Source organism: Micromonospora xinjiangensis, from assembly GCF_056150165.1.
The window spans coordinates 1,105,440-1,120,517 of the sequence record NZ_JAXCFO010000001.1 but is presented as its reverse complement, the minus strand read 5'-3'; the positions used below and the strand labels follow the sequence as shown (position 1 = coordinate 1,120,517).

Sequence of the window (15,078 nt, the reverse complement as noted above, 5' to 3'; positions counted from 1 at the left end):
GGGGCCCGGTCGTGCGGTGGCACCGGTGCGGCGCTCAGCGACCGAGCTCGGTGGGTACCGCCACCACGTCGACGAACGCCCCCTTGCGCAGCACCGTCACCGGCAGGCGGTTGCCGATCGCCGAGCCGAGCATGAGTCGTTGCAGCCCCTGGCCATCACCGATCGGGCGACCCCCGGCCGAGAGGATCACGTCGCCCAGGTAGATCCCGGCCAGTCCGGCCGGGCTGCCCGGCACCACCTCGACGACCCGCAGCCCGCGCCGCTGGCCGGTACGCGCCGCCACCTCCGGCGGCAGCGGCACCGGGGCCCCCGCGACGCCCAGCCAGGCCCGGCGCACCCGGCCGTCGCTCGCGAGGTCCGCGATGATCTGGCGGGTGGTGGCGTTGATCGGCACGGCGAGCCCCAGCCCGTACCCGGCGACCGCGGTGTTCACCCCGATGACGCGTCCGGCCGAGTCGGCCAGGGCGCCACCCGAGTTGCCCGGGTTCAGCGCCGCGTCGGTCTGGATCACGTCCTCGATGAGCCGGGTCACCCGGCCGTCGCGGGCCGGCAGCGACCGGCCGAGACCGGAGACCACGCCGGCGGTGACCGAGCCGGCCAGCCCCATCGGGTTGCCGACGGCCACCACGAGCTGGCCGATGCGCAGCCCGTCGGCGTCGCCCAGCTCGACCGGCGGGACGGTGGTCTCGTCCACCCGCAGCACGGCGAGGTCCGACAGCGGATCGGCGCCGACCACCCGGAAGCGGGCCTCGGTGCCGTCGCCGAACGCGGCCGTGCCGTCCCGCGCGCCCTGCACGACGTGTGCGCTGGTCAGCAGGAGGCCGTCGGTGCCCACGGTGACCGCCGAACCGGCGCCGGCCCCGCGCGCGGTCCGCACCGACAGGGCGGCCACGCTGGGCAGCACCCGGGCCGCCACGGTCGTGACCACCTGGGAGTACGCGTCGAGAGCGGCGGCCTCGGCCCGCTCCGGCGCGGTGTGCTCGGTGTCCATGACGGGAGCAACGCGGCCCGATCGACGGTCATGCCCGGACCGGCTCCGCCCAGAGCGAACAGCCCGCCGCCCGGCGGCGCATCGGGACGGGGAGCGCACCGCCGGGGTGGGGGGACAGCACCGGTGCGCCAGCGTGCCGGATCGGGTGCCCTTCGGTCTACAGCGGGCGGGTGTAGCGCAGCTGGGTGACGGGCGCCGAGCCGATGAGGTCGACGCGCTCGCCGCCGGTCGGGGTCCAGCCGCCGCGCGCGTAGAAGCGCCGGGCGTGCGCGTTCCGTTCGAGCACCCACAGCGCCGCCCGCCGCCACCCCCGGTCCCGCATGGTGGCCAGCACGTCGATCATCAGGGTCCGGCCGGTGCCCCGGCCGCGCTCGGCCGGGTCCAGATGGATCGCGTTGAGCAGGCCGGTGGCCGGGTCGTCCTCGTCGTCCGGGCCGAGGTAGCTGAAGCCGACCAGCTCCCCGTCGCGCTCGGCGACCGTCATGAGGTGGCTGTCGCGCTCCCACCCCCAGCGCTCCACCCAGTACCGCCCCATCGCCTCGGCGGTCGGCTCGGCGAGCGCCTCCGGCGGCAGGAAGGGCGAGTACGCGGCGACCCGCGACCGCTGGTGCAGGGCGCCGACCGCCATCAGGTCGTCGGCGGTGGCCGGGCGGAGCGTGACCGTCACCCGGCCGAGGCTACCCGGCGGGGCGGGACCTGCACCGTGGTCAGGTCCGCAGCGATGACCAGGTCCCCGTCGAAGTGCGCCCGCGCCTCGTCGAGGAACCGGCGCGGATCCGCGTACCGCTGGGAGAAGTGGGTGAGCACGAGCCGGCGTACGCCCGACTCGGCCGCCACCCGCGCGGCCTGGGCTGCCGTGAGGTGGCCGACCTCGGCGGCGAGGGCGGCCTCCGGCTCCAGGAAGGTCGACTCGATGACCAGCAGGTCGGCGTGCTCGGCGAGGGCGTACACGCCGTCGCAGAGGCCGGTGTCCATCACGAAGGCGAACCGCTGCCCGGGCCGGGCCACGCTCACCTCGTCGCGGCTGACGCGGCGGCCGTCGAGGTCGAGGTGGCCGACGCGGATCAGCTCCCCGACGGCCGGGCCGGCGATGCCGTACGCCGCCAGCCTCTCCGGCAGCATCCGGTGGCCGTCCGGCTCCACCAGCCGGTAGCCGTACGTCTCAATGGGGTGGCGCAGCCGGCGCGCCTCCAGCGTGCCGCAGCGCAGCGCGATCCGCTGCCCGTCGGTCTCGATCGGCTCGACCCGCAGCTCGGCGGTCTCGTAGAAGCTCGTGGCGTACCGCAGCCGGGCGAAGTACTCCGCGCCGCCGGCCGGGAAGTGCACCGCCACGGGGTGCGGCACCCGGTCCAGGGAGAGACGTTGGATGGTGCCGGGCAGGCCGAGGCAGTGGTCGCCGTGGAAGTGGGTCACGCAGATCCGGGTCAGGTCGGTGGCGGTGACCGTGGTGTGCAACAGCTGTCGTTGGCTGCCCTCACCCGGGTCGAAGAGGATCACCTCGTCGTCCCAGCGCAGCACGTAGCCGTTGTGGTTGCGCTGCCGGGTCGGCGCCTGGCTGGCCGTCCCGAGCACCACCAGCTCGCGCATCGACACGGTGTCCTCCGGCGCATATGAAGCGACCCCCGGGGTGTCCGCGCTCGCGCGCGGGCCGGCTGGACTTGGGCCGGCACCCCGGGGGTCGGGTGGCTGTCGTGGATTCGCCGCACCGCTGCCACACGGTCTCGACGATGGTGCCTGTGCCCGCCTCGCGGCGGACGGGATTACTGTCGAGGACAGCGGCTAGCGGACAGCCACCTCACGAGTCCGATTGCTATACAAGTCTGGACCACCTCCTTTCCCGTGTACCGCCACGCTATCCAGTCCCCGGTGGCCTCGGCAACGGATTTCGATCACAGCGGTGGTGGGAATGCGCGCCGCCCGCGGCGCGGGGCCACGGGCGGCGGGATCGGTGGGTATGTCGGGTCAGCCGGCGGTGCGCGCGATGCCGACCGGGCAGCTCAGCCCGTTCGGCCCGTGGTTGCAGTAGCCGTTGGGGTTCTTGGTGGGGGCGAGGTACTGCTGGTGGTAGTCCTCGGCGAGGTAGTACGCACCGAGCCGGTCGATCTCCGTGGTGATCTCACCCTTGCCGGCGCGCGCCACGATCGGCGCGAACGCGTCGCGGGAGGCGGTCGCGGTGGCCAGCTGCTCGTCGGTGGTCGCGTAGATCGCCGACCGGTACTGGGTGCCCACGTCGTTACCCTGGCGCATGCCCTGCGTCGGGTCGTGGTTCTCCCAGAAGACCTTGAGCAGGTCCTCGTAGGTGATCTTCGTGGGGTCGTAGACGACCTGGACCACCTCGGCGTGCCCGGTCATCCCGGAGCAGACCTCCTCGTACGTCGGGTTCGGCGTGTAGCCGCCCGCGTAGCCGGCGGAGGTGGTGATCACGCCCGGCAGGGTCCAGAACAGCCGCTCGGCGCCCCAGAAACACCCCATGCCGAAGACGGCGACCTGGCTGCCCTCCGGGAAGGGCCCCTTCAGCGGGGTGCCGAGGACCTCGTGCCGGTCGGCGACCGGCATGGCGATCAGGCGGCCCGGCAGGGCTCGGTCAGGGGAGATCATCTCGGCCTTCATGCGGCGAAGGAACACGGTGGGACTCCTCTCTTGGCTTTCCCAGCCTGTGCAACACCGCCGGGTCACCCATCCTTACCCGCTGAGCCTGCGCGCAGGCAGGTCCCGCCGGCTCGACAGAGATCTTGGTGGTGGCCGGCCTCTCCCCGGGCCTGTTCCGACCAGGATCTCGACGGATCAGAGGGCCTTCGTCACCCGGTCGGCGTACGACCGCGCCTCGGCGTCGTCGGTGTAGCGGGTGCGGGGCCAGAAGAAACCCCGCAGCCCGTCGCCCTTCGTCCTCGGCACGACGTGGGTGTGCAGGTGCGGGACGGACTGCGACACCTTGTTGTTCATGGCCACGAACGTCCCACCGGCCCCCAGACCGGACTCGACCGCCACCGCCAGCCGCTGCACGAGCCCGAAGTAGCCGGCCAGCGAGTCGGCGGGCAGCTCGGCGAGCGTCACCAGGTGGGTGCGCGGCACCACCAGCACGTGCCCCTTGAAGACCGGCCGGGTGTCCAGGAAGGCCACGCCGTCCGGCTCGTCGGCCACCCGGAACGCCGGCACCGTACCCGCCACGATCCCGCAGAAGACACATTCCGCCACGCCGCCAGGCTATGCGGCGCCCCTGTCCGGCACCACAACGCCGATCCGGCGGGGCGGCGGGTCGGGACCCCGCCACCGCGGCGACCCGCCGCCCACGCGCGCCGCCGCCCGCGGATCCGGCCGGCCGGATGACGTCGTGACGCGCGCCGGGTTGCGCCCGGTCTGCGGGGCCGGCGGACTAACGTCACGGGAATGAGTCACGGCTTCGAGACGCTCGCCATCCACGCCGGTCAGGACCCCGAGGCCCGCACCGGCGCGGTGATCCCACCCATCTACCAGACCAGCACGTACGCGCAGGACGCGGTCGGCGCGCCCCGGCTCGGCTACGAGTACAGCCGGTCCGGCAACCCGACCCGCGACGCGCTCCAGGAGTGCCTGGCCGCGCTGGAGGGCGGCGCGGTCGGGCTCGCGTTCGCCAGCGGGCTGGCGGCCGAGGACACGCTGCTGCGTACCGTCTGCAAGCCCGGTGACCACGTGGTCATCCCGGACGACGCGTACGGCGGCACCTACCGGCTCTTCGCGCGGGTGGTCGAGCGGTGGGGGCTGGAGTTCACCCCCGCCAAGGTCTCCGACCCGGACGCGATCCGGGCCGCGATCCGCCCGGGCAGCACGAAGATCGTCTGGGTGGAGACGCCCACCAACCCCCTGCTCGGCATCGCCGACATCGCCGTCCTGGCCGCCGTCGCGCACGACGCGGGCGCCCTGCTGGTGGTCGACAACACGTTCGCCTCGCCGTACCTGCAGCAGCCGATCGCCCTCGGCGCGGACGTGGTGGTCCACTCGACGACCAAGTACATCGGTGGTCACTCCGACGTGGTGGGCGGCGCCCTGATCACCGCCGACGCCGCGCTCGGCGAGGAGCTGCGGTACCACCAGAACGCCATGGGCGCCGTCAACGGGCCCTTCGACGCGTGGCTCACCCTGCGCGGCCTCAAGACGCTGGGCGTACGGATGGACCGGCACTGCGACAACGCGGAGCGGCTGGCCGCGTACCTCGACGGGCACGCCAAGGTGGCGCAGGTGATCTACCCGGGGCTGCCCTCGCACCCCGGCCACGAGGTGGCCGCGAAGCAGATGCGGCGGTTCGGCGGCATGATCTCCTTCCGCGCGGCCGGGGGCGAGGACCACGCGGTCGAGATCTGCAACCGGGCCAAGCTGTTCGTGCTCGCCGAGTCGCTCGGCGGCGTGGAATCCCTGATCGAGCACCCGGGCCGGATGACACACGCAAGCGCTGCGGGCTCGCCGCTTGAAGTTCCCGGCGATCTCGTGCGACTGTCTGTCGGCATCGAGACGGTCGACGACCTGCTCGCCGATCTGGAGCAGGCGCTGGGCTGACCGCTGGCTGGGGAGGGTGGCCGTGCAGGACATCATGCCGACCTGGGTCGGGGCGACCGCCAAGCAGATCGCCCGGGGCGTACGGCGGGGCGACGTCTCCGCCACCCAGGTCGTCGCGGACCACCTCGACCACATCGTGCGGGCCGACGCCGACCTCGCCGCGTTCCGCGCGGTGCGCGGCGGGGAGGCGATCACCGAGGCGGAGAAGGTCGACGAGCAGGAGGACCTGGCGAACCTCCCGCTGGCCGGGGTGCCGGTGGCGGTGAAGGAGAACACCCCGGTCGCCGGCCTGCCCACCTGGAACGGGTCGGCCGCCGTCCGTACGCCCGTCGCCGAGGCCGACCACGAGGTGGTCCGCCGCCTGCGCGGCGCCGGTGCGGTGATCCTCGGGGTGACCCGGATGCCGGAGCTCGGCCTCTGGGCGCTCACCGACGACGAGAGCGGCGTGACGCGCAACCCCTGGGACACCCGGCGTACGCCCGGCGGGTCCTCCGGCGGCGCGGCGGCCGCGGTGGCCGCCGGCCTGGTGCCGATCGCGCACGGCAACGACGGCCTCGGCTCCATCCGCATCCCCGCGGCCTGCTGCGGCCTGGTCGGGCTCAAGCCCGGCCGGGGTGTCATCCCCTGCCAGCTCGGCGCGGACGACTGGTTCGGTCTCACCGAGCACGGGATGCTGACGACGACGGTCGCCGACGCGGCGGTGGGCTTCTCGGTGCTGGCCGGGCGCCGCCCGGAGAAGCTGGTGCCTCCGCAGCGGCTGCGGGTCGGCGTGTCGCTGCGCTCCCCGGTGCGCGGGGTGTCGCCGGACGCCCCCAACCGGGACGCGGTCGCCGCCGCGGGGCGGCTGCTCGCCGCCGCCGGGCACGACACCGTGCCCGCCGACCCGGTCTACCCGACGCGGCTCGGCCTCCAGGGGATCGCCACCTGGTTCGCGGCGGCCGCCGCCGAGGTGCAGGCGAGCGGCGTCGACCGGCACGGCCTCCAGCGGCGCAGCCGCCGGCACGTGGCGCTGGGCGAGTGGGCACAGCGGCGCGGGTACGTGCGGGAGGCCGACCGGGCCGCCTGGCGGGACCGCTCCATCGGCTTCTTCACCGACCACTCGGTCGACGTGCTGCTCACCCCGGCGCTGGCCGGGCCGCCACCGGAGGCGACCGGCTGGTCGTCCCGCTCGTGGCGCGCCAACATGGCGGCCAACATCCGGTACGCCCCGTACGCGGCGCCGTGGAACATCGCCGGCCTGCCGTCGATCGTGGTGCCCGTGGGGCGGCGCCCGGACGGGCTGCCGGTCGCCGTGCAACTGGTCGGGCCACCCGGGTCGGAGCTGCTGCTGCTCGGCGTCGCCGGCCAGTTCGAGATGCAGTCCCCGTGGCCGCGGCACGCTCCCGGCTACCCGAGGGTGGGCACCGGATCGCCCGCCGTGGCGTGATCATCCGGCCTGTGTCGCGAGGCTGACGGCCCGGGGGCGTCGCCGCCGGAGCCGGCGTGGCCGGGTGGCACGATCGGGGCATGACGGAACTGGTCGGTCTCGCCGACGTACGGGCCGCGCGGGAACTGCTCGCCGGCGTCACCCGCACCACCCCCCTGGAGCCTTCCCGGCCGCTCAGCGCCGTCCTGGGTGGCCCGGCCTGGCTGAAGTGCGAGAACGTGCAGCGGGCCGGGTCGTACAAGGTGCGCGGCGCGTACGTGCGGATCTCCCGGCTGTCGGAGGAGGAGCGGGCGCTGGGGGTCGTCGCCGCGAGCGCCGGCAACCACGCCCAGGGCGTGGCGCTGGCGGCCGGGCTGGTCGGCACGCACGCCACGGTCTTCATGCCGGTGAACGCGCCGCTGCCGAAGGTGGCGGCTACCAAGGGGTACGGCGCGCAGGTCGAGCTGGTCGGCAACACCGTCGACGAGTCGCTGGTGGCCGCACAGACGTACGCGGAGCGCACCGGGGCGGTGCTGATCCACCCGTTCGACCACCGGGACGTGATCGCCGGCCAGGGCACGGTGGCGCTGGAGATCCTCGAGCAGTGCCCGGACGTCAAGACGATCATCACCGGCGTGGGCGGTGGCGGCCTCGTCTCCGGGATCGCGGTGGCCGCCAAGGCGCTGCGCCCCGACATTCGGGTGATCGGCGTCCAGGCGGTCGGCGCCGCCGCGTACCCGCCCTCGCTGAGCGCCGGGGAGCCGGTGCGGCTGCCGGCGTTCAGCACCATCGCCGACGGCATCGCGGTGGGCCGCCCCGGTGATCTCACCTTCACCCACGTGCGGAAGCTCGTGGACGAGGTGGTCACCGTCTCCGAGGAGGACATCTCCCGGGCGTTGCTCATGCTGCTGGAGCGGGGCAAGCAGGTCGTCGAGCCGGCCGGGGCGGTCGGCGTCGCGGCACTGCTGGCCGGGGTCGTGCAGGTCGAGGCGCCGGTGGTCGCGGTGCTCTCCGGCGGGAACATCGACCCGCTGCTCATGCTGCGGGTCATCGAGCACGGGTTGGCCGCCGCCGGCCGCTACCTGCGGTTCACGGTGCGCTGCTCGGACCGCCCGGGCCAGCTCGCCTCGCTCCTCGGCGAGATCGCCGAGCACCGGGCGAACGTCGTGGACGTGGTGCACCAGCGGGCCCACCCGCACCTGCACCTCGGCGAGGTGGAGGTCGCGCTGTCGGTGGAGACGCGCGGCGTGGAGCACTCCGACACGCTGATCAGCGCCCTGCGGGCGAGCGGCTACCAGGTCGTCTTCGCCGACGAAGCCTAACCCCCGTCCCCGCCCGATCTTGGTGGGTACGTGCGCGTGGTGGGGCTGAACGGCACCACCATCCCTTGCTTCCCGGGGCCCTCAGGCGGCGAGGCGTGGCACCGATGGTGCCACGCCTCGCGAGGTCGGGTGCGGGGCCGGTCGAGCGGCCCGCGGGGCTCAGCCGCCGAACGGCTCGAAGCTGACCACCGTCACCTTGATCTCGGCGCCGCTGGGCGCCGTGTAGGTGCAGGTCTGACCGGCGCGGCCGCCCATGATGGCCTTGCCCAGCGCCGACTCCGGGCTGTAGACGGTGAGGTCGGTCGTGGACGCGATCTCCCGCGAACCGAGCAGGAAGGTCTCGGTGTCGTCCTTGTCGTCGTCGAAGTAGATCGTCACCACCATGCCGGGTGCCACCGCGTCGGCCGACGGCGCCTCGCCGACCTTGGCGGTGCGCAGGAGCTCCTGGAGGTAGCGGATGCGCCCCTCGGCCTTGCCCTGCTCCTCACGGGCGGCGTGGTAGCCGCCGTTCTCGCGCAGGTCGCCCTCCTCGCGCCGAGCGTTGATCTCGGCGGCGATGACCGGACGGTTGGCGATCAGCTCGTCGAGCTCCGCCTGGAGTCGGTCGTAAGCGTCCTGCGACAGCCAGGTGGCGGGCGCCTCGTTGCCAGTGGACACAGGCGATCTCCTCAGATGTGCGTGGCCGGCTACAGGTGAACCTCCAAGTTACCAGTGCGCTACGACACGGCGTGGCGACGATCACCACCGGTGGGCGCTCCGGGCACCGGCGGTGAGCCGCCCCGCCGGCGCGCGGGCGCGGCCGCGTTCGCCGCGTACGCCCTGGTCAGCAGGCTGTCGGCGGCGCTGGCGTCAGGCCGCCGGCCGGCACCGCAGCACCTCGCCGATGAAGGCGCGGCCGGTGGTCGTCAGCCGGTGCTGGACGGTCACGTGGCGTTCCCCGGCCGGCGCGGTCACGGTGACCTCCTCGCGGGCCACCTCGTTGCCGGCCCGGTCACGGGCGCGCAGCACGCAGACCGCCGAGCCGCCGGACGGAACGGTCACCCGGAAGTCGACCCGCACGTGGGTGTCCGTGACGTCGGTGTAGGTGACGACCTGGGCGTCGTAGTTCGGGTCGCCGTACTGCCGGTAGAGGCGGACCGCGATCACGCTCAGCACGGCGAGCAGCGCGACCAGCGCCACCACCGCCAGGACCTTCGGACCGCGCCCGCCCGGCTCCCGGCGGCGGCCGTAACGGCCGGGCGGGAATACCGGGGCTCCCGGTGTGATTGTGGTGTGCGTCTCGCTCACCGGCGGGTATCTCCTGGCGTCGTTGTCGGCGGCATCGGCAAGAATGGCTCTTGTCCATCCTCTCAGCCCGGATCCGCCTCAAGCATGGCAGGTCGGCTGTCGGAGGTGACCGCCCGGCGGGGCGCCGGGTGGGAGGATTTTGGCAGGTCACCGGCCCGGCCGGGTCGACCGCCCCAGACGAGGAGTGCCCACGTTGGCAGAACAGCTGCGCCTCATGGCCGTCCACGCGCACCCGGACGACGAATCCAGCAAGGGTGCCGCCACCATGGCCAAGTACGTGGCCGAGGGCGTGGAGGTCCTCGTGGCGACGTGCACCGGGGGTGAGCGCGGCAGCGTGCTCAACCCGAAGCTCGACCGGCCCGACGTGTGGGCCAACATCGGGGAGATCCGGCGCGCCGAGATGGACGCGGCCCGCGCCATCCTCGGCGTCGAGCAGGCCTGGCTCGGCTTCGTCGACTCCGGGCTGCCGGAGGGCGACCCGCTGCCGCCGCTGCCCGGGGGGTGCTTCGCCCTCCAGGAGGTCGAGGTCGCCGCCGGCCCGCTGGTGCGGCTCATGCGCGAGTTCCGTCCGCACGTCGTGACGACGTACGACGAGCGCGGCGGCTACCCCCACCCCGACCACATCATGTGCCACAAGATCACCGTGGCCGCCTTCGACGCCGCGGGCGACCCGGAGCGCTACCCCGACCTGGGCGAGCCGTGGCAGCCGCTGAAGCTCTACTACGACGCCGGGTTCTCCCGGGGCAAGATCATGGCCCTGCACGAGGCGATGCTCGCCGCCGGGCTGGAGTCGCCCTACCAGGACTGGCTCAAGCGCTGGGAGGAGGAGCCGGACGACGCGCGTCCGGAGATCACCACCCGGGTGCCGTGCGGGGAGTACTTCCCCGTCCGCGACGACGCGCTGCGGGCCCACGCCACCCAGGTCGACCCGGACGGCTTCTGGTTCCGCGTGCCGATGGAGATCCAGCAGAGCGCCTGGCCCACCGAGGACTTCCACCTGGCCCGCTCGCTGGTGGACAGCCCGGTCCCCGAGTCGGACCTCTTCGCCGGCGTCCGTGAGACGGTGCATGCTCGCTGATCCGGGGCGGCGCTACGCTGGTCACCAACCGCATCTCGGAGGAACGCCATGCTGACCGCTGCACAGGTGCTCGCGGAGAACAACTTCGGGGACACCCGCACGGGTGGCCTGGCCGGCCCGATGGGTCTCTTCCTCATCCTGCTGCTGGGCACCGCCACCGTCCTGCTGATCCGCAACATGAACTCGCGGCTGCGCCGCCTGCCCGACCGGTTCCCCCGGCAGGGGCGACCGGGTGAGCCCGGCCGGGCGGACGCGGCGGCCGTCGATCCGACGGACGGGACCGGAGGACAGGATTCATCCGCGGACGCTCCCACCGGGCACCAGCAGCGCCGAAACGGGTAGTTCGCGCGTGAATCACGCTGAACCCGGCGGTCGCCCCCTGTTGCGACCATCGGGTTTGGCTTAGCCTTCCGCCGGGGGGACCGAAAGTCCCCGAGCCGTGCGCGGGAGGGGGCGCCGATGACCGTCACAGCAGCGGCTGCCCGCCGTACGGCCCCACGGGCAGCCCACGGAGCGGGTCGGTGACGTCCGGCAGGGCCGGCGAGCAGGCCGATCGGCTCGGGGTGCGCGGGGTCGCGCCGCAGGTGCTGGTGCTGACCGTCGCGGTCGCCCTCACCAGCCTCGCGGCCGCGCTGGTCGGGCTCACCCTGCCCCACCGGCTGCCCGCCGACGACCCGCTCCCCCCGGCGGCCCGCTACGGCATCGCGGTCGTCGTGGTCGCCCTGGCCCAGCTGGTCCGGCTGCGGTTCCGCGCCCCGGCCGGCATGGTGAGCATCGGCTGGGGCGAGGCCGCCCTGATCATCTGCCTCCACCTGGTGCCCACCGGCTGGATCCCCTCCGCCACCCTGCTCGGCGCCGGGCTCGCCTGGTCGGCGCTCTCCGCGTTCGGTGAGCGCCGACCGGTGCTGGAGACCGTCCGGATCGCGGCGTCGCTGGCGGCCGCGTCCGCCCTCGCCGTGGCCGTCACCACCGCGCTCGGGCAGCCGCTCCTGGCGCCCTTCACGCCGGGGCTGGCGGCGGCCCTGATCGCCGGTGCGGTGACCTACCTGCTCGTCACGGTCGGCCTCAGCGCGGCCACGTTGGGCCTGCGGCACGGCGTCTCGATCGGGGCGCTGCTGCTCGCCACGCTGCGCGGGAAGCTGCTGATGTTCGTCGGCAACGTCGTGGTGGGTCTGGTGGTGGTGCTGCTGCTCCAGATCGACCCGCGCTGGCTGCTGCTGCTCCCGCCGCCACTGTGGCTGCTCCACCAGACCTACCGGCACCGACTCCGGGCCGACCAGGAACGCCGCACCTGGCGTACCTTCGCCGAGGCCACCTCGGCGCTCAACCAGCTCGACGAGCGGGGCGTGGCCGCCGCCGCCGTCAACGGGGCGCTGGCCCTGTTCCACGCCGAACTGGTCGACGTGGACGTGGCCCGGGGTGACGGGCGCTGGCGGCGCTACCGCGGGGACGCCGCGGGCGGCCTGGTCGACCGGGAAATCGCCGAGCCGGGGCCGGGGGAGCCCGTGGACCACGAGCTGGTGCGCCTGCTCACGGTCGGCGACACGCCGGTCGGGCGGCTGCGGGTCCGCTTCCCCCGGTCGGCGCCGCCGAACGGACGGGAAAGGGACGCGGTGGCCGCCTTCGGCGACGCGCTCGCCGCCGCGCTGCACGACGCCGCGACCCACCGCGAGCTGCGCCTCGTCACCGCGCGGTCGTCGTACGAGGCGGTGCACGATCCGCTCACCGGGCTGGTCAACCGCTCGGCCATGCTCAGCAAGGGCGACCAGGCGTTGCGGCAGCTCGCCCACGACCACCCGGTGGCGCTGCTGCTGCTCGACATCGACCAGTTCAAGGAGGTCAACGACACCCTCGGGCACGCGGCCGGTGACCAGTTGCTGCGGTTGGCCGCCAACCGGCTGAGCGCGCTGGCCCGTCCCGGCGACCTGCTGGGCCGGCTCGGCGGCGACGAGTTCGCGCTGCTACTCACGTCGGTCCCGGTGATCGGCGACCGCGCCGCGCCGATGGCGTACGCGCTGCGACAGGCCCGCGAGATCGCCGAGCGGCTGGCCGCGCCCACCGAGGTCGCCGGGGTGCGGATGTCCGTCGAGGTGTCCGTGGGCGTCGTGGTGGCCGACGCCGGCACCGCCGACCTGACGGAGCTGCTCCGCCGGGCCGACATCGCGATGTACCAGGCCAAGGAGGGCGGCGGCAACGTCGCCGCGTACGACAGCACCCGGGACGCGGCGAGCACCGACCAGCTCGCTCTCCTGGCCGAGCTGCGGGAGGCCCTGGAGGTGGAGGACCAGCTCGTCCTGGCGTTGCAGCCGGCGGTCGACCTGGCCACCGGCGCGCCGACCGGCGTGGAGGCGCTGATCCGGTGGCGGCACCCGCGGCGCGGCTGGCTCAGCCCGGTCGACTTCATCCGGCCCGTGGAGAACAGCGAGCAGCTCGGCACGTTCACCCGGTACGTGCTGGACAAGGCCCTGGCGGTCGCCGCCGGCTGGGGTCGGCAGGGGTTGGACATCCCGATCTCGGTCAACCTCTCCGCGCGCAGCCTGCTCGACCCGCGCCTGCCCGACGAGATCGCCGAGGCGCTGCGCCGCCACCAGGTGCCCGCGCACCGCCTGGTGCTGGAGATCACCGAGACGGTGGTGATGAGCGAGCTGGAGGTCATCGACGAGGTGCTGGCCACGCTCCGGTCGATGGGCGTGCAGCTCGCCGTGGACGACTTCGGCACCGGCTTCTCGTCGCTGACGTTCCTCACCCGGATCGCCGTGGACGAGCTGAAGGTGGACCGCTCCTTCGTGATCCGGATGGCCGATTCGCCGGAGGCGGCGGCGATCGTGCGTACCACCGTCGGTCTCGCCCACGAGCTGGGCCTGCGGGTCGTCGCGGAGGGGGTGGAGACCGCCGAGCAGCGCACAGCGCTGGCCGAGCTGGGCTGCACCGCCGCCCAGGGCTACCACTTCTTCAAGCCCATGCCGGCCGACAAGATCGGGGCGGTCCTCGGCACCCTGCTCGACGACGCCCGCCCCAACGTCTTCCCCCTCCGCGCCGACGGCGCCTCCTGACCCCCTGAGCCCGGTGATCAGGAGATCCCCTCATCGCGGGCGGCGGTTTCCTGACGCGGCGCCCCTGCTCACCGAGCAGGTGGGCGGGGGGCGGACGGGCGGAGCGCGGGCGGGGTACGCGCCGGCTGGTTATGGTCGTCGGGTGAACCGACTCGCTGACGCCACGAGCCCCTATCTGCTCCAGCACGCCGGCAACCCGGTCGACTGGTGGCCGTGGTGCGAGGAGGCGTTCGCCGAGGCGCGCCGGCGTGACGTGCCCGTGCTCATCTCGGTCGGCTACGCCGCCTGCCACTGGTGTCACGTGATGGCACACGAGTCGTTCGAGGACGAGTCGGTCGCCGCCCTGATGAACGCCGACTTCGTGTCGGTGAAGGTGGACCGGGAGGAACGGCCGGACGTCGACGCGGTCTACATGACCGCCACGCAGGCCATGACGGGCCAGGGCGGCTGGCCCATGACCGTCTTCGCCACCCCGGACGGCACGCCGTTCTTCTGCGGCACCTACTACCCGAAGGCCACGTTCCTGCGCCTGCTGTCGTCGGTGAGCACCGCCTGGCGCGACCAGCGGGACGACGTGCTGCGCCAGGGCGCCGCGGTGGTCGAGGCGATCGGCGGCGCCCAGGCCGTGGGCGGCCCGTCCGCCCCGCTGGAGGCCGCGCTGCTCGACGGCGCGGCCGCTCAGCTCGCCAAGGAGTACGACGGGACGAACGGCGGCTTCGGCGGCGCCCCGAAGTTCCCGCCGCACATGAACCTGCTCTTCCTGCTCCGGCACCACCAGCGCACCGGCTCGGAGCACAGCCTGGAGATCGTGCGGCACACCTGCGAGGCGATGGCGCGCGGCGGCATCTACGACCAGCTCGCCGGTGGCTTCGCCCGCTACTCCGTCGACGCGCACTGGACCGTGCCGCACTTCGAGAAGATGCTGTACGACAACGCGCTGCTGCTGCGGACGTACACCCAACTGTGGCGGCTGACCGGTGACCCGATGGCGGCCCGGATCGCCGCCGAGACCGCCGCGTTCATGATCGACGACCTGGGCACCCCGGAGGGCGGTCTCGCCTCCGCGTTGGACGCGGACACCGAGGGCGTCGAGGGGCTCACCTACTCCTGGACGCCGGCCCAGCTCGTCGAGGCGCTCGGCGAGGAGGACGGCCGGTTCGCCGCCGACCTGTTCGCGGTCACCGAGGCGGGCTCCTTCGAGCACGGCACCAGCGTGCTGCGCCTCGCACGCGACGTGGACGACGTGGACCCGGCCGTCGGCGCGCGGTGGGAGCGGGTCCGAGCCCGGCTGCGCGAGGCCCGCGACGCCCGCCCGCAGCCGGCCCGCGACGACAAGGTAGTCGCCTCCTGGAACGGCCTGGCGGTCACCGCGCTGGTCGAGCACACGGCGCTGACCGGCGACCCGGTCACCG

General features: G+C 73.8%; 13 protein-coding genes and 1 pseudogene. 7 read left to right on the top strand and 7 right to left on the bottom strand.

Translation table 11 applies throughout. The features are described from left to right. Positions 1–34 precede the first annotated feature (34 nt). The 5 genes from SM573_RS05335 to SM573_RS05315 all read right to left on the bottom strand — a co-directional run bounded on the left by SM573_RS05335 (position 35) and on the right by SM573_RS05315 (position 4,186). Positions 35–991, bottom strand: a complete 957-nt coding sequence (locus SM573_RS05335) for a S1C family serine protease (RefSeq protein WP_474615603.1) — start codon at positions 989–991, stop codon at positions 35–37. A gap of 157 nt (positions 992–1,148) precedes the next feature. Beyond that, entirely contained in the window at positions 1,149–1,658 is a 510-nt protein-coding gene (locus tag SM573_RS05330; RefSeq protein ID WP_474615602.1) for an N-acetyltransferase family protein, read from the bottom strand. Further along, a complete protein-coding gene (locus SM573_RS05325) occupies positions 1,655–2,584 on the bottom strand; it encodes a ribonuclease Z (protein WP_474611774.1) in 930 nt (309 codons plus the stop codon). Before SM573_RS05325 ends, SM573_RS05330 begins: the two co-directional genes overlap by 4 nt. A gap of 369 nt (positions 2,585–2,953) precedes the next feature. Next, positions 2,954–3,616 (bottom strand): peptide-methionine (S)-S-oxide reductase MsrA, encoded by a 663-nt coding sequence (gene msrA, locus SM573_RS05320; protein ID WP_474611775.1) that lies wholly within the window; start codon positions 3,614–3,616, stop codon positions 2,954–2,956. Positions 3,617–3,775: 159 nt separating this feature from the next. Beyond that, positions 3,776–4,186 carry an HIT family protein gene (locus tag SM573_RS05315; protein WP_474611776.1) on the bottom strand — a complete coding sequence of 137 codons (411 nt, stop codon included), beginning with the start codon at positions 4,184–4,186 and terminating at the stop codon, positions 3,776–3,778. 192 nt (positions 4,187–4,378) lie between these two features. Here SM573_RS05315 and SM573_RS05310 point away from each other — a divergent pair, with 192 nt between their 5' ends. The 3 genes from SM573_RS05310 (at position 4,379) to ilvA (ending at position 8,248) form a co-directional block, all read left to right on the top strand. After that, entirely contained in the window at positions 4,379–5,521 is a 1,143-nt protein-coding gene (locus tag SM573_RS05310) for a cystathionine gamma-synthase (RefSeq protein ID WP_474611777.1), read from the top strand. Between the two features lie 16 nt (positions 5,522–5,537). Further along, the gene (locus SM573_RS05305; protein ID WP_474615601.1) at positions 5,538–6,947 is read left to right on the top strand and encodes an amidase; all 1,410 of its coding nucleotides are present in this window, start codon (positions 5,538–5,540) and stop codon (positions 6,945–6,947) included. Between the two features lie 80 nt (positions 6,948–7,027). Beyond that, entirely contained in the window at positions 7,028–8,248 is a 1,221-nt protein-coding gene (ilvA, locus tag SM573_RS05300; protein WP_474611779.1) for a threonine ammonia-lyase, read from the top strand. Between the two features lie 159 nt (positions 8,249–8,407). On the opposite strand, the gene greA is transcribed toward ilvA, so the two are convergent. Continuing rightward, a complete protein-coding gene (greA, locus tag SM573_RS05295) occupies positions 8,408–8,905 on the bottom strand; it encodes a transcription elongation factor GreA (RefSeq protein ID WP_474611780.1) in 498 nt (165 codons plus the stop codon). 192 nt (positions 8,906–9,097) lie between these two features. Next, positions 9,098–9,535, bottom strand: coding sequence for a DUF4307 domain-containing protein (locus SM573_RS05290; RefSeq protein WP_474615600.1), 438 nt, complete (start codon positions 9,533–9,535; stop codon positions 9,098–9,100). Between the two features lie 193 nt (positions 9,536–9,728). On the opposite strand from SM573_RS05290, the gene mca reads away from it, so the two are divergent. The 4 genes and pseudogenes from mca to SM573_RS05270 all read left to right on the top strand — a co-directional run. Continuing rightward, entirely contained in the window at positions 9,729–10,613 is an 885-nt protein-coding gene (gene mca / locus SM573_RS05285; protein WP_474611782.1) for a mycothiol conjugate amidase Mca, read from the top strand. Between the two features lie 48 nt (positions 10,614–10,661). Then, entirely contained in the window at positions 10,662–10,955 is a 294-nt protein-coding gene (locus SM573_RS05280) for a hypothetical protein (RefSeq protein ID WP_474611783.1), read from the top strand. A 221-nt stretch (positions 10,956–11,176) separates the two neighbouring features. Continuing rightward, the gene (locus tag SM573_RS05275; RefSeq protein ID WP_474615737.1) at positions 11,177–13,666 is read left to right on the top strand and encodes a putative bifunctional diguanylate cyclase/phosphodiesterase; all 2,490 of its coding nucleotides are present in this window, start codon (positions 11,177–11,179) and stop codon (positions 13,664–13,666) included. A gap of 142 nt (positions 13,667–13,808) precedes the next feature. Next, positions 13,809–15,039, top strand: a pseudogene (locus tag SM573_RS05270) (thioredoxin domain-containing protein); the annotation flags it as partial. Positions 15,040–15,078: the final 39 nt, after the last annotated feature.